The organism is Paenibacillus kribbensis (genome assembly GCF_002240415.1).
GTDB lineage: Bacteria > Bacillota > Bacilli > Paenibacillales > Paenibacillaceae > Paenibacillus > Paenibacillus kribbensis.
The window spans coordinates 3,213,026-3,235,500 of the sequence record NZ_CP020028.1; the positions used below are offsets into that span (position 1 = coordinate 3,213,026).

Annotated in this window: 18 protein-coding genes; 2 read left to right on the top strand and 16 right to left on the bottom strand. The window is 47.5% G+C overall.

Translation table 11 applies throughout. From position 1 onward, the window contains the following. Positions 1-14: 14 nt before the first annotated feature. Complete coding sequence (locus tag B4V02_RS14190) at positions 15-1,817, bottom strand: vWA domain-containing protein (protein ID WP_094155303.1); 1,803 nt, start codon at positions 1,815-1,817, stop codon at positions 15-17. Positions 1,818-2,135: 318 nt separating this feature from the next. Here B4V02_RS14190 and B4V02_RS26150 point away from each other — a divergent pair, with 318 nt between their 5' ends. Further along, on the top strand, positions 2,136-2,288 hold the full coding sequence (locus B4V02_RS26150) for a hypothetical protein (protein ID WP_007430258.1): 153 nt from the start codon (positions 2,136-2,138) through the stop codon (positions 2,286-2,288). Beyond that, positions 2,281-3,198: a hypothetical protein gene (locus tag B4V02_RS14195; protein WP_094155304.1), complete on the top strand. Its 918-nt coding sequence runs from the start codon at positions 2,281-2,283 to the stop codon at positions 3,196-3,198. Before B4V02_RS26150 ends, B4V02_RS14195 begins: the two co-directional genes overlap by 8 nt. A 116-nt stretch (positions 3,199-3,314) precedes the next feature. Here B4V02_RS14195 and B4V02_RS14200 read toward each other — a convergent pair whose 3' ends face one another. From B4V02_RS14200 to B4V02_RS14270, 15 genes are all read right to left on the bottom strand, one after another. After that, the gene (locus B4V02_RS14200; RefSeq protein WP_094155305.1) at positions 3,315-6,065 is read right to left on the bottom strand and encodes a PHB depolymerase family esterase; all 2,751 of its coding nucleotides are present in this window, start codon (positions 6,063-6,065) and stop codon (positions 3,315-3,317) included. A 249-nt stretch (positions 6,066-6,314) separates the two neighbouring features. Then, complete coding sequence (locus tag B4V02_RS14205; protein ID WP_094155306.1) at positions 6,315-6,653, bottom strand: hypothetical protein; 339 nt, start codon at positions 6,651-6,653, stop codon at positions 6,315-6,317. Between the two features lie 126 nt (positions 6,654-6,779). Beyond that, positions 6,780-7,910 carry a bifunctional cystathionine gamma-lyase/homocysteine desulfhydrase gene (locus tag B4V02_RS14210; protein WP_094155307.1) on the bottom strand — a complete coding sequence of 377 codons (1,131 nt, stop codon included), beginning with the start codon at positions 7,908-7,910 and terminating at the stop codon, positions 6,780-6,782. Between the two features lies 1 nt (position 7,911). Beyond that, on the bottom strand, positions 7,912-8,835 hold the full coding sequence (locus tag B4V02_RS14215) for a PLP-dependent cysteine synthase family protein (RefSeq protein WP_094155308.1): 924 nt from the start codon (positions 8,833-8,835) through the stop codon (positions 7,912-7,914). Positions 8,836-9,201: 366 nt separating this feature from the next. After that, positions 9,202-10,137, bottom strand: a complete 936-nt coding sequence (gene alsK / locus B4V02_RS14220) for an allose kinase (RefSeq protein ID WP_094155309.1) — start codon at positions 10,135-10,137, stop codon at positions 9,202-9,204. Between the two features lie 120 nt (positions 10,138-10,257). Further along, a complete protein-coding gene (locus B4V02_RS14225) occupies positions 10,258-12,372 on the bottom strand; it encodes a BglG family transcription antiterminator (RefSeq protein ID WP_094155310.1) in 2,115 nt (704 codons plus the stop codon). Positions 12,373-12,396: 24 nt separating this feature from the next. After that, complete coding sequence (alsE, locus tag B4V02_RS14230; RefSeq protein WP_094155311.1) at positions 12,397-13,083, bottom strand: D-allulose 6-phosphate 3-epimerase; 687 nt, start codon at positions 13,081-13,083, stop codon at positions 12,397-12,399. Positions 13,084-13,104: 21 nt separating this feature from the next. Continuing rightward, entirely contained in the window at positions 13,105-14,055 is a 951-nt protein-coding gene (gene alsC / locus B4V02_RS14235; protein WP_007430241.1) for a D-allose ABC transporter permease, read from the bottom strand. Between the two features lie 17 nt (positions 14,056-14,072). Continuing rightward, positions 14,073-15,587 carry a sugar ABC transporter ATP-binding protein gene (locus B4V02_RS14240; protein WP_094155312.1) on the bottom strand — a complete coding sequence of 505 codons (1,515 nt, stop codon included), beginning with the start codon at positions 15,585-15,587 and terminating at the stop codon, positions 14,073-14,075. A 106-nt stretch (positions 15,588-15,693) separates the two neighbouring features. Then, the gene (gene alsB / locus B4V02_RS14245; RefSeq protein ID WP_094155313.1) at positions 15,694-16,716 is read right to left on the bottom strand and encodes a D-allose transporter substrate-binding protein; all 1,023 of its coding nucleotides are present in this window, start codon (positions 16,714-16,716) and stop codon (positions 15,694-15,696) included. A 226-nt stretch (positions 16,717-16,942) separates the two neighbouring features. Further along, a complete protein-coding gene (locus B4V02_RS14250; RefSeq protein ID WP_094155314.1) occupies positions 16,943-17,998 on the bottom strand; it encodes a LacI family DNA-binding transcriptional regulator in 1,056 nt (351 codons plus the stop codon). Positions 17,999-18,302: 304 nt separating this feature from the next. Continuing rightward, a complete protein-coding gene (locus tag B4V02_RS14255) occupies positions 18,303-18,602 on the bottom strand; it encodes a DUF6509 family protein (RefSeq protein WP_094155315.1) in 300 nt (99 codons plus the stop codon). Then, on the bottom strand, positions 18,596-20,563 hold the full coding sequence (locus tag B4V02_RS14260) for an ATP-dependent DNA helicase (RefSeq protein ID WP_094155316.1): 1,968 nt from the start codon (positions 20,561-20,563) through the stop codon (positions 18,596-18,598). Before B4V02_RS14260 ends, B4V02_RS14255 begins: the two co-directional genes overlap by 7 nt. Before the next feature lie 469 nt (positions 20,564-21,032). After that, entirely contained in the window at positions 21,033-21,752 is a 720-nt protein-coding gene (locus tag B4V02_RS14265; protein WP_094155317.1) for a hypothetical protein, read from the bottom strand. A 51-nt stretch (positions 21,753-21,803) separates the two neighbouring features. Beyond that, complete coding sequence (locus B4V02_RS14270) at positions 21,804-22,322, bottom strand: RDD family protein (protein WP_094155318.1); 519 nt, start codon at positions 22,320-22,322, stop codon at positions 21,804-21,806. Between the last annotated feature and the right edge of the window lie 153 nt (positions 22,323-22,475).

The following is a 22,475-nucleotide window of genomic DNA, read 5'->3' on the forward strand; positions in this document are numbered from 1 at the left end:
TCCTAAGGGTTCGTTTAGCTGTTCACTGAAATGAATTCCAGCAAAATGGTTTTGTCCACACTAGCCAGCGGGATCGTCAGACGATCACCGTTTTTCAGTTCAAGACCGCTGCCTGTGTCTACAGCGCGTCCGGATTTTTCAATCGTAATCTCCGGGGTGCTGCGCACCATGATTCGATCCTGATTGGCTGGCGTGAACACCACCTTGTCGGTTCCGGAAAATTCCGGTGCCAGTTGCAGCAACTGGTGCAGATTGAATTTGCCCCGGAAGGTGTTCAGCTTCTTGTATTGCGGATACGTTTTTTCACCGGTATTTTCATCCCGGATTTCCAGTACAATTTGGCCGACAAAACCACGATTGGCTTTTTTGACAGCCTTCCAGATGAAAAATGCGGCAATCAGCAGAACAAGCAATCCCAGTCCTGCAAGAATGAGTGGCAGCAGGTTGGACTTTTCGGCAGGTGCTGCCGTTTGAGTTGTACCTGTATTCGTGCCACTGCCCGCTCCTGCTTTAGCACTGATGGTTATCGGCTGGGTTTCACGGTAAAAGCTCTTCTCTTCTGCTCTGACACTTAGTTCATAGTCATGCTCATCCGGAATCGTGTAAGAGCCGGTAAAAGCATCGCCTGCATTGGTTAGCGACACCTCATTCGTTGTCCCGGAATCCAGGTCCTTGACCTTCAGAACAGCATTCATATTCGCATATAATTCCTGATCCTGAAACTGCTGGTTATTACTCGTCAGATAGGAACGAATTTGAACCGAGTCACCTTTTTTGTACGATTGGGCAGGCGGTGCGTCCAGCTTCAATTCCAAATCATAGTTAAATACCAGATTAATATCGATCTGATCCTGCCGGACTCCCTTGACCTGGAGCTTCCAGTCGCCAGCTACAGGCTTGAGCAGTTTGATCAGCGAGTAGCTTTTCGACTTGGACAACAGTACATCGCTTGAAGGAATCGGCTTGGTGTTGCCCGACGGATCTATCAGTCTTGCATCCACCGGTTTCGAGGACATAATCGAAATGTTGGCCTCCAGCACGCTATCGTTCGGTACGGTTACCGTAACATCCTGATAGTTGCCGTTCGCCGTAATGGACTGCAAGGGCACAACCTTCAATTTCAAATTGCTGGCGAAAATTTCACTCAAAATGTTCGGCAGATCATCCGCCGAGCTTGTAATAAAGGACTTGCCGCTCGTTTGCTGCGCAATGTCGGCGAGTTTGTTTTTATTCAGCTTTCCGTCTGCATTGAGACCGATGGTATAGATCGGAACACCGCTATTTTTAGCTTCGGCTACAGCCTTCGCCATATCCTGTTCGGACTGGCTTTCGGTTCTGCCTGTCGTTTTATTAAAATCGTTGTTGCCATCAGCCAGCATAACGATCATAGGCGCATGTCCGGCTGTTTTGCCATCCTGCAAAATGCGGATCGCTTCCTTGACGCCTACGGAGGTGTCAGTATACGCCCCCCGGTTCAGCCCGTCAATAAATGCCTTCAATTCCTGCTTATCCGCTTCAGACGTGATATTAAGCAAGGCTTTTTCGCGCTGTACAACATCCGTATATGCTACGATCCCAACCTTGTCGTTTTGCGTCGACAGCATATCAATAAACATTTTCATGGCTTCATTGCCAATTTTCCCAGGATCACTGGTGTTCATAGAATTACTTACATCGACAACCAGCACCGCATCTACCTTGGAGGCAGAGGGTGAAGCGGCATTCGCCGTCTGTGGCTGCCATGCCGAAATCGAAGTCATGATCATTGCACATATGATTCCGATGACCAAAAACCATTTTCTGTCTCTACTCAACATCGCTTGTACCCCTTTGCCGGTTTAATTCTCATTTCTAGAAACTTTTCACTCTAAATTACAGTTGTACTCCCCTACTATTAAATTATAATGAGTTTTACATGAGTGCCAGCTGAAAATACTGCCTGAATGGTCATAATACCGCCAAAAAGCCTGTTATACCGCGAGATTTTACCAATATCCTGCAGTAATGATATAATTATACCCCAACCAGGGCAATCGGGCACCAGCCTTCTCCTTTATACGACAAAAATGACAGCAGTGAAACCTGCCCATGTAAAATATCAAAGTCAAAATCCAAGCAGAAAGAGGAAGTACACTATGATCTCATACGGATGTCTGGCGATTTTGTTTCTTTTTGTCGCCATTAAATTAATCATTTACTATATACATAAAAAACGTGCTCCGTTGATTACGCAAATCGACACCGAGCTGCTGGCACTGCTGAACCGGAGAAGTGAACGCAATGAATAGCTCCAAACAGGCTGTACAATTCCGTCCATTCACCCGCACGGAGCATGCCTTCCAAAAGCTGAGAATCTGCAGGCATTGCGGACAATTCACCGCCCTCTGGGAAGAAAAATGTACATCCTGCGATCGGGATACGCTGGTTCCTGTAGAGCAATACGCCAAGCTCAGTGCCAGACGTTATTTCCGTAAAGACCTCGCCGTTGGCATCATGCTGTTGGCCGCTGCTGTCTTTTTTGGTCACTCAACACAGCAAATGCTTCTGAGCGGTGTTGTCGGTGCACTCCTCCTGCTGCCGTTGGTGCTTCTGCAGCAGCGTATTTATCCTTTTGAAAAGCGCAGACAGCTTATACGCCTGTTCAGAGGACGCATTTCACAGATCCATGAGGGACTGGGCGTCAATCATCAAAACGCGGTTGCCCTGCGACAGCTCAGTGAGCGTGTCTCCTATGAGATGCTGCGTGAGATTGCTGTTCTCATTCACAACGACCGGATAAGGCTCCAGCAGGTTGCCCTGCTGCAATCCTTTGTTCTGCGCAAAGATATGGAGTTGATCCTCGATCCTCTCCTGATCAAAAGCTTTGAACCGCTTATGGTCAGATATATCGGAGAAATTGCTAGATTAAATCGTGAGCTGATCAAGGATCGAACATTCCGATATGTCACCTTTTATGAGCGTCGCATTCTGGAAATGGCAGGAGGCGAGGATATTCTCGTCCGCGTAGCCAATGCGGCTGTCCGCAAAAAGCGTTACGTAGTCACCCATGCCGCATTTATTTCCAGATATGTACGCAAGCTACCCAAGGAAAGAGTCCAACGATTATATCATATCATTCAGGAAAATCCGTTAGAACCCTTCGGAGATTTGGCCGATGAGGTGAAGATCATGTACCTGATGGAGCAATATAAAAGCTAACCTGCTACAACGCCCTTTTATATATGACGTCATATCGATTGCAAATCACTGCAATAAATCAGAAAAAAACCGTCAGGATCACCAACGTGCCTCCAGACGGTTTTAATTTTGGAATTTTATAGGATATATGTGTCATGCTGATTGGATATAAAATTAAAAGCACGCACACCCTTACTGTCATATACAATAATTTCCTTATTCAAATACGGGTGCAAACCGTTAAAATAGCCGGGCATGATCAGCTTGCGCATAAACAGGTTTTTGCCTAGCATCCGTGGTGAATTGGTCGCTACGACAAGCATTTGTCGGTGTGCAGACCAAGGACTAGGCTGAATATATGACAGACAATATTCCCCTGCTATAAAATCACCGCCCAGCGTATACCCTTCCTCCGTACATACGAATTGCAAATCTTCCTGGTATCGTTGAAGCAGCTCATGTCTGGTCAAGCCCGAAGCGATACAAATCACGTTACTGTCAGCCAGCTCTTCCTCCGAAATGTCATGAGCAGACACAACAGGATAATGGACACCAATATAGGGATTCCAAGTCGCTGTCCGCGGACTGGCCAAGGCGTTCGCTGTCCGTTTCATCGCCTGCTCTTCCTCCGGTGTAGCATAGCTGGATGGAAGGACAATATGAAGACGATCCATATAAACGTCAAGCACGCCCATACCGTGGCTCCGAGCATTTCTTCCTGCGCTTTTTATCCCACTTGTTCCCTGCTCGGTCTCTGTTTCTATTGCAGAGCTTACATCGCTTCCTCTCCCCCGTTCAGCAATTAAACGGTATTCGGGCGAGGGGCGCTTCTGTGACTCCATTCTAACAAAGCGAAAGCGACTGTATTCCAGCAGATCCAAAACGAAAATACGAGCTCCGATACGTACCTGGACCAGTTCCAAAGCCATGACTTCATGAGAAAGATGAATGATAAATTCGTCAGCATGAACGGCCGTAATGTCCAATTCGCCTGTTGTGCTCATTTCACCGTGCAGCTCAGCATATTCCTCGTGTTCATCCATTTTCGCCAGTTCCAGCCAATAGGCACGATTATGTCTGCCCCGTTCTGTCCGGTAGGCTATACGCTGAGGTGCGACATCTCTTTTCCATTGCATAAGCCAGCCCATCACACCGTCCAGAAGCCTCAGCTCATGTGTGTCCCAGTGATTAGAGCAATGCTCCACTACACCTTTGAAATGGCTGGATGCAAGCTCAGTTGCAGGAGCCGTATACGCCTGGTCAAACAGATAATCCTGCTCGCCAACGATGTTCAATATAGGCAAATTTGACAGATTCATTAGCTGCTTTGGATGCGGCGCACCTGCGATTACAGCAATAGCTGCAAAACGCGAAGGATACGCCTGTGCCATCGCCCAGGCCGCATAAGCGCCGTTAGAATAACCTGTCAGATAAATTCGGTCTTCGTCCACCGGGTACGATTGCAGAATGACATCCAACGCCTCCAGGAAAGCGGCTTCGCCAATATAACTGCCCAACGTTACGCCACGACACGAAAAAGTAACAAATATCGCCTCTTCCTCCCAGCCCCGCCCAAAATCACGTTGCTGGAAATCAGGCAGACCCAGCTCATACCGCTTGCCCGGCATCAGGACAATCAAGGGGTACTGTCGTTCTGGCGAGAAGCTTCTTGGAAGCTGTATGGTATAGCGCTGTAAGCTGTTATCCAAGCGGGAGACAAAAAAGCCTTCGCCAATCCCGTCAGGAGATACAAAGATGTCTTGCTCCTGAAGTGAGAATGAATGCTGAGACTGTTCGGCACATCCATATGTGAAAATTTGTTTTAATAGCTTGATATATTCACGCACAACCCGATAGTCCCAGATTTCAAAAGGATCTTCCGGCAAAGCCGTTAACCTTTTTAGTTCCTCCAGCAGACCTTCTATCTGTATTTTTCGTGCAGCATTGAGATTGAGAGCATCCCTGACGTGAGCCTGCTTGTAGTGGTCATACTCTTCCTGCAAACCCTGCACAACGGCAGACAAAGGACGTACAAGTACCGAGTACACAAAATGGTGCTCTCCTGCCTCATGATCGTGATATGCAACCGTAAAATGCAGCATCCCTGTGTTCCCGGTCATTTCCTCATCCCAGGCATACCTTTGCTCCTGCTCCCAGGTCGCTTGAAACCGATCCAGCTTCGTTCCTGCATCATTCGTTACCTCGATCCATACCGTTTGATCTGCAGGCAGATCTACGCGATCCTTACGCAGCAAATAAAACGAGATCGGACTTTTTTCCCCCTCCCTCTCCGCACTTTTCTCAACCTCTAGCCAAGCCATATGAAAACGTATATTGCGCTCTACAAATTCACGCTGCAGCTCTGCCACATCTGGATGATCGCATATCTGATTTCCGCTAATACGAATAGAACGGGCTTCATCGGGAATAAACGCTGCGATGATGATCACTGTGTGATCGCCTTCCTCCAGATGCAAGCGAAAAGGACCGGATTCCGCATATAACAGCATGCCGTCTATCCAAATTTGTCCTGTCCCTTCAAACGGTCTGATAACGACTTCCTGTGCTGTCATACAACGAAGGTTGGAAACCAGCAAAAGCCTTTCTTGCTCGGCCAAAGGTGGGAAAACCCCTAAATTCAGTTCCGCGTTCCGGGGGTCCAGTTCGGTTAATAATCGGCAGGCTGCCCTTCCCCCGGCTGAAAGCTCCAGTCCCTCTTCACATGCCCTTTCCAAATTCCAGTCTTCATGGGTGAAATAATTCGACCATTCCCTGCCCACACCGCAATTTTCCGGCAGCTCGACCGGACCGATTGCATAAGCAGACGTCAAACGAACCGGATGATCCGACAGCACAGTTGTTGCTTTTTCCAGATGCGTGAACCTCATAACATTCCCCCTCCAGGTTTTTGTTTCCTCGAAAGACGTAGCCGCGATATTCTTCCGGAAATTTTTCCGTTAACACTTAAAACAACTATATAAAACTATTCGTTATCATCTCTGTTTACTCCTCTGTTTTTTCCAAAAAAAGAAGCGGTGTATAAACCAAAAAACGAAGAAAGCAGCGTGCTTCACTTCGTTATTAAAATTTCTATATTTAGTTGACTTTTGTCTGCTCATAACCTTCTATGCTGATGTTTATAAATGTGAATAGCTCGCTTGTATTTGCTTTTCCAACTTGATTTGCTCCAATTTCAGCTCCCAAATTTGTTCGCTCCACGAGTTTCGCTCCGCCGCGTTTTTACTATTTCGTAAAAGATCAAATAGCTCCAGCAGCCTGTCGTTAATCTGGTCAAAATGCCGCCATAGCGCGTTAATTTTAGAATCCTTAGTCTCCTTGCCGTTTTCCTGCAAATGATGCTGCAAGGCTTCCTTGAGCTCTTGTTGCCACTTTATATCATGTAATTGTTTCGCATAATTAAGAAGATCCAAATAGTCATCTACCTGCAGGTAACTGTGTGTTTTTGCCCGTCGCATCTGCTCTCTCTCCTTATGATATATTCTATTACCGAGTATTATACTCGGTTTTTGAGGGAAAGCAACGTTTTTGGACAAAAAAGAGGCAGCCTCAGCCACCTCTCTTAATCTTTACGTTTTTTGGCCCTACAATGCTGCCTGCAAGTCTTCGATCAAATCCTCCAGATCTTCAATCCCCACAGAAATCCGCACCAAACCTTCCGTAATGCCCAGCTCTGCACGGCGTTCTGCCGGAATAGAAGCATGGGTCATACGTGCTGGAACGCTGATCAGGCTTTCTACTGCCCCCAAGCTCTCAGCCAGCGTAAAATATTTCACCTTTTTCAGTAATGCAGCTGCATTGGCATCGCTGCCTACATCAAAGGAAATAATGCCGCCAAAGCCGTCAGCCTGTGTTTTGGACAGCCCATGCTGCGCGTGGCTTGCCAGCCCAGGATAGTACACCTTGCTGACCTTTGGATGCTTTTCCAAAAAGGCTGCTATTCCCTTCGCATTTTGCTCAATCGCTTCCATACGCAGACCCAGTGTTTTGATGCCACGGATCAATAGCCAGGAATCCTGCGGGCCGAGAATACCGCCAATGGCGTTTTGCAGAAAATGAAGCTGCTCGCCCAGCTCTTCACTGTTTACTACGGCCAGCCCGGCTACAACATCGCTATGCCCGCCCAAATATTTGGTGGCAGAGTGAATGACGATATCCGCTCCAAGTGTAATAGGCGTCTGCCAATAAGGCGTGGCAAAGGTATTGTCCACAATCAACAAGAGCTCATGCTTTTTCACCAACTCCGAAACTGCGCGGATATCTGTAACCTTCAACAGCGGATTCGTTGGCGTTTCCACATACAATGCCTTCGTATTTGGACGGATCGCTTTAGAAATGGCCTCAAGGTCTGTCGTATCCACGAATGTGGACTCGATCCCGATCCGACTGAGCACCTTGCTTACGATACGATAGGTGCCTCCGTATACATCATCAGTCAGCAAAATATGATCCCCTGCTTTAAACAAGGAAAATACCGCATGAATCGCTGCCATACCGGAACCGAAAGCAAAACCGCGTTTGCCTTCCTCCAGCTCCTTGATCAGCTCCTCCAGCGCAAACCGGGTCGGATTGCCTGTACGCGAATATTCGTAGCCCTTATGAACGCCGATTTCCTCTTGCTCATAGGTGCTTACCTGATAAATAGGAACGTTAACCGCGCCAGTATGAGGATCGGTAGGTAGCCCGCCGTGAATCAGTTTTGTTTTACGTTTCATTTTATATCCCGCCTTCATATATTTTTTTGCTCAGATAACGTTCGCTGCTATCCGGGAAAATGGTAACGATATGTGCACCATCCGGTGCGCTCTCTGCTTCCAGTAAAGCAGCATGCAGGGCTGAACCGGAGGAACTGCCGACGAGAATCCCTTCACGCTCCGCCAGTTCCTTGACCCGGTTGAATGCGTCCACGTCGCTAATGGTATGAATGGCATTAAAATACCCTTTATCCATAAACTCGGGGATCAATTCCATGCCGATTCCTTCCGTTTTATGCGGACCTGACTCGCCGCCATTCAAAATGGACCCTTCCGGCTCCACAATGACCGTTTTAATAGCTGCATTTTGCTCCTTAAGATAACGCGAGGTTCCCATAAATGTGCCCCCCGAGCCTGCTCCTGCCACAAATACGTCCACTTTACCGTCCAGATCGTTCCAAATTTCAGGGCCCATTGTCGTATAATATGCCTCTGGATTATCCGGGTTGCTGAATTGACGTGGCAAGTATGCATCTTTGATTTCCGCAGCCAATTCCTTCGTTTTCTCGATGGCCCCTTTCATCCCCGCACTTGTCGGAGTATGAACGATACGCGCACCCAGCGCCCTCATCAGATCCTGTTTCTCTTGGCTGAACTTTTCAGGCACAGCAAAAATAACCGAAATGTTATAATGAAGCGCCGCCATAGCCAGGCCGATGCCTGCGTTGCCTGCTGTTGCTTCAATTAAAGTCCCGCCTGGCTTCAGCTGACCTGTCTTCAATGCTTTTTCAATAAGAGCCTTACCCACCCGATCCTTCACACTACCGCCCGGATTCATAAACTCCAGCTTGGCAAACAGACGAATTCCCCTCGGAAGAGAATAGCTGTTCAACTCCACTAATGGCGTGCGTCCGATTAATTCAAGGGTGTTGCGATATACATTCATAATTTTCAAGCTCCTTTTAATGGCGAATCCTAAATAAACCAATGGTAAAAAAATAGCAGGGTATTGCCGGAAAAGTTTACTTCTTTTCCCGGAAAACAAAGTAATACGGTGTGTATTTGTGCAATAAGATTTTATGTGTAATCGGAGCATTTGTCAATCTTCTCAGGCCTGCAAATGCTGCGCCAAGACACGCTTGATGGCGTTCAGGTCAAGCAGATTCGGTATGGCCGCTACCTGACGTGTTCCATCATCCAGTTGGCCTACAATATCCCCCACACTTCTTTATGCAAAGATTGAACTAATAAAAGAAAAAAGAGGGCTATTTGCCAGTCTGGTCAGACCAGCGGAATAGACCTCTTCGTAATATCACTTTATAAGCGCCGGGGAATTCCCCCGCCAGGCGCGGTAACCGGCGCCGATGACTCCGGCCTCCTGGTTGTCCTTAGCATAAATATAGTTCAGTCCCTCAGCGGGAAAGGGCTTGCGGGCGTGGCTGTATATTTTCGCCTCAAGCTCTTTTTTCGGAAATCCCGACATATGCAGTACGCCGCCGCCCAACACAATGTAATCCGGGTCCAGTATATTGATTTCTGTGGCTATCACCACCGCCACCGCTTCGAGAAAATCCTGGATAATCTCATGGCTTCCATACTTCACGAAAATATCCTCAAACGGAGTTCCGGCAAAATGAAGCTCATGCAGCTCGCGCAGCCGCTTGCCCGAGGCATACTGCTCTATGCAGCCCGGATTGCCGCAGCTGCACAAATCCTGCCGCCCCAGCACAGGAACATGTCCCAGCTCTGCTGCCGATCCATGCTTGCCGGCAATGAAGTGATCCTCGTAATAAATCGAGTTGCCGAAGCCTGTACCAAGATAAAAGCCTACTACAATGCCTCGCCGTTCCAGCTTGTGCGCGACGATCTCGGTCAGCAGCAGAAAATTCACATCATTATCCAGATAAACAGGGATGGCCAGCGCCGACTCCAGCGGATCAACGACATTCACCTGATTGAAGCCTTCAATATTCGGCGTCGAATATACGGTCTTCTTGTCTTTGCTGACCACGGATGGAAAGCCGATGCCGATCCCCTTAATCTCTGCCTCCGGATGCTTTTGAATATAAGAAGTAATATAGTTCCGCAGATTATCCTGGGGCTCCCCTTCTGCATATAACAAACGGCTGCTCTCGATATGAAAATGGCGCAGCTCCCCCATCTCGGACAATAGTCCGATACGAAAATTCGTTCCGCCAATATCGATTCCGATGGTGTATCCCCCTTGTATACGTTCATTGCTGTCCATACGCTAGCATCTCCCATCCGAATTGCCTTGAAACGCTGCGAGGTCTCTCCCGATCGCTCTCATACAAATGGCTCCTGTCTCTCTTGATAGTAACTTGAATAGTATCTTAATTTGCTCTTTCTATACGGAATACCGCAGGATGATCTCCATAATCTCCTCAGTGGATTGCGAGCGGAACAGCTTCTCAATGTTGCCTTCGTCGGTCAACAGAGAGGTGAGCTGGGACAAGGCTCTAAGATGGGTTTCATTATTCATCGCGGCCAGTGTAAAGATGAGCCGCACCTCGTGCTCCGGCTGTTCTGAAAAGGCTATTCCCTCCTTCAATACCAGAAGGCTGATCCCCGTTTTATGAACGCCGGACAGGGGATTGGCATGTGGAACCGCTACTAGCGGCGCAATAATGATATACGGCCCCCGCTGCTTCACGTTCTCAACCATTGCCTCGATATAGGAATCAGCAATGGCCCCCTCCTTCAGCAAGGGCCAGGCCGCGGCAGCAACCCCGTCTTCCCAGCTGCCCACGCGATCCATCCGTTGAATCCGGCTCGGCGTCAACAGCTCGTTCAGCATCGGACGCGGCGCCTGGTCGATTCGAATCCAGTCTTGGCGGGCCATATAATCCCGCAATTGCCCGTACAACTGTTCTTCATTGCGGATAAGGGCATGTTTGCGGATGATCTTGATCAATCCCTCAATGGATTGGCCTACATGGTCATAAGCCCCTAATTTGGCATAGATTCTCTTAAGTAGGTTGATCTTTTCAACTTCGCTCAAAATCGGGCTTACGAGAAACACCTCATTGCCGCCGCTTCTAAGCGGTGAAGTGCTGAATACAAAATCCACCTGTGGCATAGCCGTCTCATAATCGCAGATGGCCATCGTTTCTATAAAGTCGATCATCGGAAAAAGCTCCTGTAGCTGCTTTTTCAGCATTTGCGACGTTCCAATACCGCTGGCGCAAACGACAACTGCCGTGATCCGCGACAGAAACAGGATGCCCTCTCTTTTCATCCATCCACCGAAATGCATCGCAATAAAGGCTACCGCATCTTCATCAAGATGTACGCCCGCTTCGATTTCAAAATGATGCACTACTTTTAAGGTGAATACATAAACATCCTTATATTTCTCCTGAATCATTTCTTTCAAGGGATTAGGAGCATCCAGATTATACTGAATCCGGTGATAAGCGGATTGAAGATGTACGGTCAATCCCTCCTCCAGCCCTGCGCGCTCCTGAAACACGATACAGGCCTGCTGCTGAAAGTCATCAATCATCCGCCTCGCGATATCCCTGATTTTCTCATAGGAAGAGGAGTCTCTGCGGGATTGCTTCATTTCATGCAATTTTGCATCCCGCAGATGCATCGTTAAATAAAAGATTTCATCACTGGGAACTGGCAGATCCGACAGGCGCTCCAGTGCAGGAACAACCGTCTTGCTGGCGGCGCTGAACGCAGCCGAATCCTTGAGTGTTTCTTTGAGCTGAGTGTCCACCTTAACGTTTCGCCGCCGCAGCATTCTTCTAAGAAAATAAAATAGTTGAATGCTCAGATTCCGCAGCGTGTCATCTGCAAACCGGATCTTGAGGGTACGCTCGTACAATGTCAATGATTGATAAATGCTTTTCACCTGCTCGATCTCGAACAATCCGTAAGCAGGCTGCCGGTCCAGCTGAATGTCATCCGCGCTGAACAAGCTCTTGCTCCATTCCAGATCAACCGTTAACTGGGAAAGGTAATGAGTAAGCGCCTTGCGAATATTTTCTTCTGAGCCCTTCATGTAATAGCCCGTATGCCGTTCACACAACAGCGTAGTCTGAAAATCCTGCAGCTCGCTTCTCAGCAGCTTGAGGTCCTCAATTGCCGTATTGCGACTGACCCGCGTGCGGTTGATAAGATCCTCCAGTTGCACCCGCTTTTCTCGTCCGATAATATAGACCGCGATCAGCGCTTTGCGCTCCTTCTGTGAATACTCATAATTCCATTGCTGGATATTGCTGAACTTGTCCGGTGCTTTTTTTCTTGTATCCTCATCGAGATGAAATCCTGCCGAGCGCACATAATAAACGGGAGAAAGCTTGTTGTCCTTCAACCAATCATTGATTTTCTCGATGTCATAATATATCGTGCGTTTGGATACCTGAAAAGCAGAGGTAAGCTCATTTATGGAAATATGGGAGCTGGAACCAAGCAGCTTGGTCAATATATTGGAACTGCGCTCATCCAATGACATTTAACCACTCCCTTTACTAGGTATTCAGACTTCGGCGTTCACTTGGGAATTGAAATGCTCCATCATTTGGTCCCATGCCTTGTTCAGGTCGCTATCGAGGTTGAACAGGCCCGATGTTCCAACGATAAACACTTCGACTCCCGCCTCTTCCAGTATCTTAAATGTTTTTTCATTGCAGGAGCCGTCGATTTCAATCAGATAGTTATAGCCATGCTTTTCCTTGAGCGCCCTCGCTTCACGAATCTTGTCAAGAACCTCCGGAATGAACTTCTGTCCGGCAAATCCCGGATCAACCGACATGAAGGTGATTTTGTCCAAATGGTGAATGTAATGCTGGATGTGGCTGAGCGGTGTTGCCGGATTAAGCGCGATTCCCGCCTTGCAACCGGCACTCTTGATCGTATCAATCATACGGAAGGCTTCACTATTTATGACCTCGGCGTGCGGACTGATGTAAGTGGCACCTGCATCAATAATCATTTTGATAAATTCGGAGGGCTTTTCGACCATTAAATGCACGTCCATCGGTATCGTTAAAGACTCGCGGATCTGCTCCATAAAATAGGGGGAAAGCGTAATATTCTTGACATAGTGACCGTCCATAATGTCTATGTGCACCATATCCGCTCTTTGGTTCAACACCTTGAGCTGGTTTTCAATATCCATCAGGTTCATACACATTAGGGATGGGGAAAATAAATGCTTTTTCATCGTTTTTTTCACTCCTGTCTGTTAGGCTGCCAGTTTTTTACTTCCGAAGAGACGGTCTAGGAACACCGCTAGGATAATCAGACCGCCCATGACGATTTGCTGATAGTAGGTCGGTACACTCAAAATGTTCAGTCCGTTATTAATCACACCGATGATCAGTCCGCCCATGACGACCCCGATGACTCGGCCCTTTCCTCCGAAAAAGCTGGTGCCTCCGATAATGGCCGCAGCTATCGCTTGCGTCTCATAGCCCGTGCCGGCCAGCGGTTCCGCTGCCCCCAGGCGAGCGGTCAATACAACGCCTGCAATGCCGGCGCAAATTCCGGAAATGACGAATACGATCAGCGTATGGCGTTTGATGTTGATTCCCGAGAACCAGGCTGCCTGGCTGTTGCCGCCCAGTGCATAAATGTTGCGGCCAAGTTTGGTTTTAACCGTAATAAAGATGAATACAAGAGCTACGATCAAGGCAATCAATACCGGAATCGGAACAGGTCCGAGCCAGCCGGCAATGCCGCTCTTAAAGCCCTGGGGAAGCCCGAACACCGGCGCCGCCTCCGAGATGATCAGGGTTAGCCCGCGATAAATCGCCAGGGTCCCCAGTGTAATGATAAAAGGGTGCAGACCTGTTTTATTCACCAGAAATCCGTTGAAGCAGCCCAAAGTCCCGCCGACCACAACGCCGCCGATGAGGATCGCAACTGGCCACGGCACGCCCGCAATCATCATTTTGGCGGAGATCATACCTGTAAGCGCCATGATAGAGCCTACAGAAAGATCAATTCCAGCGATTAGAATAGTGAAAAATTCGCCAACGCCAATCAAAATGGTAACCGCACTCTGCAGCAGCACCTGGGTCAGATTGCTCGTTGTCAAAAAGTACTGGGGAGAGCCGATGCCCAAGCCCAGTGTAATCAGCAGCAGGATGCCGAAAGTTCCGTACTTTTCCCAAATCAGGTTGAATTTTTGCATAGATATTTGCTCCTTGACTATGATGTAGCGGCCAGCATGATTTTTTCTTCCGTGGCCTCTTCATTCAGTAGAGTTTTGTTAATGGTGCCTTCCCGGAATACGGCGATTCGATCACATACCGACAACAGCTCCGGCATTTCCGACGAAACGACGATGACGCCCACACCAGACTCCGCCAGATCGCGCATGATCTTGTAAATCTCGCCTCTGGCTCCGATATCGATTCCCTTGGTCGGCTCGTCAAAAATAATTAAGCGTGAGCCGGCGGCCAGCCATTTGGCGATCAACACCTTCTGCTGGTTGCCGCCTGACAACTCGGTTATGTTCTGCTCTACACTGGAGCATTTAATATTGACTGTCTGCTTGAATTGTTCAGCCAATTTGATTTCCGCTTTGTGGTCTACGAGTCCCCAGGTCCCTCCGGCGGTTGACTCCTTCAGCAGCTTGGAGATCGAGATGTTTTTCCAGATTTCGAAGTTTTTCAAAAAGCCCGTCTCTTTACGTGCCTCCGTTACGTGTCCGATGCCCAGCTTGATGGCATGATATGGATCCTTGACCTTGATTTCTTTGCCGAACAGTTCTATTCGCCCTTTTTGTATTGGTGCCGCTCCGTAAATGGCATTCATGAGCTCCGTTCTTCCGGAGCCGATCAAGCCGGCAAAGCCGAGAATTTCCCCTTTATGCAGCTCGAAGCTGACATCGTTCACCCGTTTGTCTTTTCGGGTCAGATGCTCCACCTTCAAAATCACTTCCGAATTTTTGTGCTGACTGTCCTCCGATTTCAGGTGGCGTTCGCTGACTGCACGCCCCACCATCATCGTAATCAAATCCTCACGCGTAACGTCCTTGATATCCCGTGTGCCTACATACTTGCCGTCCTTCAATACGCTGACTCTGTCCCCGATTTCCAGCAATTCTTCAAGCTTGTGGGAAATATAGATAATGCCTACGCCATAGCTTTGCAGTTGGCGGATGATTGCGAACAGCTTGTTCGTCTCGTCAATCGTAAGCGAGGAGGTCGGCTCATCCATGATAATGACCTTGGCGCGCGCTGCAATTGCCTTTGCAATTTCAACCTGCTGCTTCTCCGAAATGGATAGCGTCTCCACCATTCGGGTAGCCGGACATATCAGACCAACTCTTTCAATCATCATTTGTGCAAGCGCATGCATCGTCTTGTGGTCAACGACCGGGATGCCGAACTTTTTGATCATGGGCAGCTTGCCCACAAAGATATTTTCCGCGATGGACAACTCGTCGATCATACTCAGCTCCTGATAAATAACGCTGATCCCCTGTTCGGTCGATTCCTTCGGCGTCAGCTTTTTAAATTCGCTGCCGTTAATGACGATCTGGCCCTCGGTCGGTTCATATACGCCCGACAAAATTTTGATCAGCGTCGACTTGCCCGCTCCATTCTCTCCAAGCAGTACATGAACTTCGCCTGGCTTCAGTGTCAACGACACATCCTGCAAAGCCTTTACGGCTCCGAAATGCTTTGCGATATTTTTCATCTCCACAAGATATTCCACTTCGGTTTCTCCTTCCTGGAGCGGTGTTCCCCAGGGAACTCCGCCAGATTGGTCCGGTACCGGAATATCAGCTTCGCTCCGGCACCGTCCTTTTCTCTGTACAGTTTTACTTCTTCGTGATCAGCTGAGCGTCAATCCAGACGGTTTCCGGTTCAGCATCAACACTGCCTTGCTTCTTTGTGTTAATCGCATCGATAAGTTTGTTAAGGGAAGTGATTCCGATTTGGGCAGGGTCCTGGGCGATTGTCGCATACAGGCTGCCGGCTGCGACGGAATCCCGGGCTTCCTGATCGCCATCCGTTCCCACTACCACTACCTGATCTTTTTTGCCTGCATTCTCAACAGCTTGCTGCGCCGCCAGAGCCATCGTGTCGTTAGCCGCATAGATGCCCTTCAGGTTCGGATAACGCTGAAGCAGGTTAGCCGCTACGTCCAGCGCTTTTTGACGGTCCCAATCAGCCGGCTGGCTGTCGACAAGCTTGATTTGGGAAGCCGCTGCAAAAGCGGATTCTGCGCCCTTCTTGCGGCTTTCTCCCGATGCGTTGCCTGCTTTTCCTTCGATGATTGCCACTTCGCCGCCTTGTTTACCCAGCGCATCTACAATAGCCTTACCGCCTTGCGCCCCGATTTTCTCATTGTCGGAGGTAGCGAATGCCAGAACATATCCGCCGGCATTTTTCAGCTCATTCATATTGATCTTCTCATCAATGTTAACGACATAAATCCCCTTTTTATTGGCTTGAACGATGGAAGGAATCATGTTGACCGGAGTCAAAGGCGCCACAGCCACGCCGTCAAAGTCTTTGCTCAGAATGTCTTCAAATATTTTTACTTGACCCTGCAAATCGGTTTCGTCCTGGGCAGCGAAAATTTCGACATCAAAGCCCTTTTCGTCCGCTTCTTTCTTGATTCCGTCTCTCATCTGGGTCCAGAACGGAGAGTTAAGCGTTTTCAAAATGACGGCTATCTTAGGTTTCCCTGTTTTTGTGTCCGATGCTCCTTCATTTGCCGGAGCCGTGCTTCCGTTCCCCGTCTTCGTAGTGGAAGTTGCGGTGCCGCCATTGCCGCAGGCCGCCAAAATCATTGTCAGTGCAAATACAGTAAGTAATAATACAGTTAGTTTTTTCATCGTTTATAATCCCCCTAGAGATCATATTATTTTGAATAGCTCTGACACCAGGCTGCTTCTGTGCGATCCTCACCTCCCTGAGAGCATTGCCCGCAGTAACAACTGAGCTGCTTCAGCCATTTCACCGTTTGGCTCGGGGCTGACCTTGCTTAAACACAGTGTAGTGGGTGAGGATCGAAAATTTAAGTCCAAATGACGCAACATGTTTTGTGCAATTATAGACCGCTCAGGGCAGACCTGTAGTGCTGCTTCTTGCGAGGAGTTTTACATCCAGCTGCTTCAACTGGATCGGACTGCTCTTGTCCTCAATCTGGTGAATAAGCTGATATACCGCTTGTTCACCCATTTCATAGATCGGCTGAGCAATGGTGCTAATCTCCGGTTCGGTAAGCCCGGTCATCTCAATGCCGTCAAATCCGATCAGCGCCACATCTTCCGGCACCTTGCGCCCTGATCGAAGGAGCGCTTTTAAAGACCCGATAGCCATAAGGTCAATGGTGGCGAAAATACCGTCAATCTCCGGGTGACGCGCGAGCAAATCCTGCGTCAGCTTAAATCCGCTCTCCATCGTGAAATCACCTTCCACGATATACGAAGGGGTAAAGCGCCCGTACCGGGTCAGCGTGTCGATATATCCCTGCAGACGGTCTTTAGCGGGAATGACAATTCCCGGTCCGCTTATGTGAGCGATATTTTTGCAGCCCACCGATAACAGATGCTCAACAGCCATCACTGCCCCTTTATAGTGATTGACCTGAAGCATGGATATGTTGTGCACCGCCTGTTCAGAGGATGCACGGTCAATCGAGACAATCGGGATTTTGGCCCCCAGCAGCTCATTAATTTCGTTCGTGGCAAGCATTTGTGTGGCAAAAATAATGCCGTCCACATGTCTTTTCTTCAAAGCCTCAATGTAACGAATCTCTTTCAAACTGTTTCTGTCGGAGTTCGCCAGCAATGTCGTATACCCGAGTTTGGTCGCCGTATCCTCGACCGCTTTTGCCAAGGCAGAGAAAAACGGATTCGATATTTCTGAAACGATCAGGGCAATGGTATTGGTCTTATATCCCGCCAAACCTCTGGCCATCGTATTGGGTGAGTAATTTAACTTACCGACCGCGTCCTTAATTCGATCCTCTGCATCCTTACTGATATATCCATTCTGATTAAGATATCTGGACACCGTCGCTACGGACACATTCGCCAGTTTGGCAACATCCCGAATGGTAGCGATAACAATCCCCCCTGCGTGAATATGATGTGTAACCGTTAACACATTCATATCATTAAAATGGCACCTACTTATCGATATTTTCCAAAAATCGCCTATATACAAAGAAATTCAAGGTTAAAATCTTATAAAATGAATCCAATCAATAGTGTGGTATCGGTTACACATTCATAGTAATTGAATGCGCTTTCTTTTTCAAGCATGAAATTCAAATTTTATATTCACAAAATCACTACAACTTACATGCTCCCGCGTATTGCATAAAAAAAAGGAGTCTGGTCAAACCAGAGCTCCTTTACCTATCCCGTTATTTTGGGGCTATACGCTGACGATCACCATCAGCAGCCACAGCGTTTTATTCACCTGTTGTGTCCTGTACATGCTCTTTGCAAAAGTTCTCAACGGCCTGCAGCTCATCTTCTTCGAGTTCAAGATCAATGTAACGATTCGTTACTTTTTCAATCAACTCATATTTCAGCAATCCCGTCTTTTCTTCGTCTACCAAATAAAGGGCGCGGATATGCAGTCCGTTTTCGGTGTATAGCTCGTCGTCCTCCTCAACTTCCACCTCAATAATAAATTCATACCGCTGCCCGCTCAAAATACCAAAAGCGTCTTTAATCTGTTCCATCGTGTACGATGTAAAATTTAACATATCTTCATTCCCTCCGGTTTTCCAGCAATTACTGTGCATTCTACGCCCGCAGGCAGTAGCTGCTCAACTTGAGTGCGTACTTCTTGACGATTCAAATCCTGGCCCAGGATAGAAATCCAGCCCCGATCATTGCGTGAGCGAATTAAACGTCCTATGCCCTGTCTAAGTCGAAGTGCCATATGAGGCATATCGATCTGCATAAATGGTTCCGCCGCATCCTTGCGTAAAGACGTAAACACAGGATCGTTCGGAGGAAACGGCAGCGACCAGATGATGACATGCGACAGAGACGGCCCGGGAATATCCAGGCCTTCCCATAAGGTAACAGCACACAAGACGCTTTCCTCATCATTCTGAAAAGCCGAGATCAGATGGCTGATTTCCGCCGAGCCTTCATACAGAAAACGATAGGCAGATGCCTCCCGATAAGCGGCGAGGCCTGTTTGGAAGACAGCCAGCTCCTCCTGTGAAGGAAATAAAATAAGCGCTCTGCCTTGTGATTTCTCCAGCAGTGCCAGCACTCTCTCGATTGGCTGATGCTCCGGCTGCAATGGATACAAAGTCGCTTGCATCTGATCAGCATAGTCATAAGGTGAAGCGACGGAAAATGTCAGCGGATTTTCAATTCCGAGACTGTGAGCCATGTAATCAAATGAGTTCTCCACGGAAAGGGTAGCTGACGAGAATACGATTGGCATATGCTGGGCAAATACTCGTTCCTTGAGAATCTCCTTTACCATTTTGGGCATAACCACGAGCGTTAATCCGTCCTGATCCTCAATTACCCACGAAATCAACAGCTCAGGGCGTTTAAACAAGGCCAAGGCCGTCTGGATCATTTCAAGATGCTCTTCCACGATCTTGAGCTGATATTCATCCAACGAAAATAACCCGCTTTCAAATACAAGCTCTTCTTCGATGGTCCCGATCAGGTCGCTAAAACGGTTCACCTCTCGAAGCAGCGACTCATTCAGATTAAATTCCTTGCGGTCAGAACCTTGTACAGGTTGACTGTTCTTTTGAAGCGCAGCAAACAAAGCCTCACTTTGGGAGATTGCATCTTCAATCGTCATGGCAAGAGATTCCCGTACTTCCCCCTCCAGCAGACGAGTGATAATCGCCTCAAATTGTGTATGCTTCAGTTTGTAGGTGAGCGCATTCTGTGCCGCCGTCTCCAGCAAATGTCCTTCGTCAAAGACAACAGAGCTGTGCTCCGGCAGCAACGGCAGCTGACCCTCACGCTTTCTTGCTTCATAGGTCCATACATGCTCCATATAAAAATCATGCGAGCAGATGACCAAATCCGCCGCTCTGCGGTAATGATCACGGGACAACGTCTGCCCACATCGATGGCGCTGATGACAAACGAGACAGTCTTGAAAAACGTCCCAGCCCAGTCTGCTCCATTGTCCATCCGTCAGCTCGGGATATTCCTTGCGGTTCCCGTAAGGGGTAAAGGACTGCAAGGTGTCTGGAAAATGGACGAAATCCGGCAAGTCCTGATAAATATCACGAAAGACATCCGCATCCTCATCCAGCCCGCTACGGGCCTCGTCCAGCTTGTTTAGGCAGATATACTGATCCGGCGACTTACCCAGTCTGGCATCAATCGTCAAATTCAAATGCCGTGCCAGCTTGGCGATATCCCCTTCCGGCTTTACCAGTTGTTCGATCAGTGACTCGTCCGCACAGGCGATAATCGCAGGTTTCCTCATGTACCGGGCATATGCAATGGCGTACAGCAGGTACACCAGCGTTTTGCCCGTGCCCACACCTGCCTCCGCAAATATCGTCTTTTTCTCCTTATAGGCACGCTCCAGCTGAAATGCCATATAAATTTGTTCATCCCGAACCTCAAAGCCGACTTCAGGCAAAACTTCATAAAATACATCCGCAATCCAGTCACTTGCCTGCTCAATAAACGGCTTGGACGGATCAAAGGCAAAAGGGTAAGTACTCAATCGGGCTGTGCCTCCAATTCGTTCATAATGTGCATCCTTTCATTATAACGCAAAACAAGCTAAAAGGAATATGTAAACTGTAAGAGCAGCTTATATTTTTTATGTTGGTATAAAGACTCCTTTGAGACTCCTTGAAAATAAAGGCACATGCTTTCGTCTGAATGAGACGCTCCGTGTAGTATTTGATCCTACGATCGCTGTTGCCCCGGGATTCTCAGATTTTTATAAACCTTTTCAAGGTTAGAATCCCGTGGCAAAGGCGAACGCTTTGCTTCTCCAGATTCCAATCCTCCACTACGCTGCACACCACCGTTATATTGGTATTTTACAAATAAAAAATTTAATTTTATAACAAAAAAATAAATAGTCATAACAAAATTAAAAAAACAAGAAACCAGCTAATCTATTGCAGGCATTAGCTGGTTTCTTATGGATTGAAGAATATGCATTAATTAGAAGCTCGTTCCCCTTAACTCATGTTCAAAATTCGCCAATTAGATCCGATTTTCCCCACGCTTATTAATACATGGTTCTGTTCTTCTCCATCTATATAAAGCTTAACTTCAAGCACCTGTATTTCTTGAATACTCATACTTTGCTCCATAACATTTTTATTCTTTTCACTATGAATCGCAACTATTTCAGGCTTGGAATATGTGCTACTCACCTTCATTTCCTTGATTTTCTTCAGTTCCGTAGCGGCGTTGGCTTCGCCCATGACGACACGTTTGCCCATGATATCCGGGTTTGAATTAAGGAACAGCAGCATATAAAATTTCTCCCAATACTGTTCATATCCCAAAAAGTTTTTGAAAAAGTTATGGCTTTCAAAAGAAGTAATAGGAGCGTCCGCCTGAAGCTCATAGGTATGGAGCAGGCTGAAATGATTATCTACCGTATTCGCATGATACTTTTCCATAATAGGGAAACATTTCAACGCGCTGTCGAGATCATGATCATTTACAGCTTCAAAAAAGGCTTCTACCACCAATTCGGGCGTGGAAAATTGCCCCACAGTGGGTTGTGGCAGATCTGCCTGCAAGTTCTCCAAAAAAGTGCTTCCAGGCTGATCTTTTCTAGCATCTCCAGAGCTGATCTCCCCAGAGCGTCCTTGATTCGTACAACCCGCAACCGCTACGAACAGCAGCAGGACTACAACTAAACAAAACATCCATTTTCGTTGTTGCATGAATTCATGTTCCCCCATTATTTTGAAAATCAAAGACTACTTAAGTTTTCCTTACAAATTGGTGATATCCGTTGATACTGGAAGAAAAGACGATTGCTGCTCATTTCGCTGTAACTCTTTTTTATTTACAACCAGGGTATTGGCACAAAGATCGTGAACTCCCTGTTTTTTCGCAGTAAAAGCAACCACGATGTAAATAATATGAACAATCATAAAAGAAATAACTTTAATCCAATAACGCCCGGAAGCGTGCCAGAATGCAAGCCGCTTTCCTTCCTTGTCTACAACAATTAGAGAAAACACAAGCTTTCCTGGTGTTGCTTTGACCTTCGATGACTCCCAAAACACACAATACAGCCATGGCACTATGAGCCACAAGATCAGCGGCAACCACATCATTAACACTTTTATGAAACCAGTCTCCTCTATGCCCAGAAGGAGTGGAATACTAAATGCTCCTCCTATTAAAAGAACAAGTACAAAGACAATGAACAGATCCATCACAAACGCTGCTGTTCTTATCCAAAATCCTCCGTATATTCGTCTTGCATTATCACTTGCTGCTGTCATGATGATGTATAACTCCTTTTGCCTATGAGATTCAAATTGCCTATGTAATTTAAAATCCAGTTTATTCCTGTATCCAAAAAGATATCATACGGCTACCCGCCTATATTTGTCAATTTGCGAATAAAATTCAGCCTTTTCGTGCATAAAAAAACA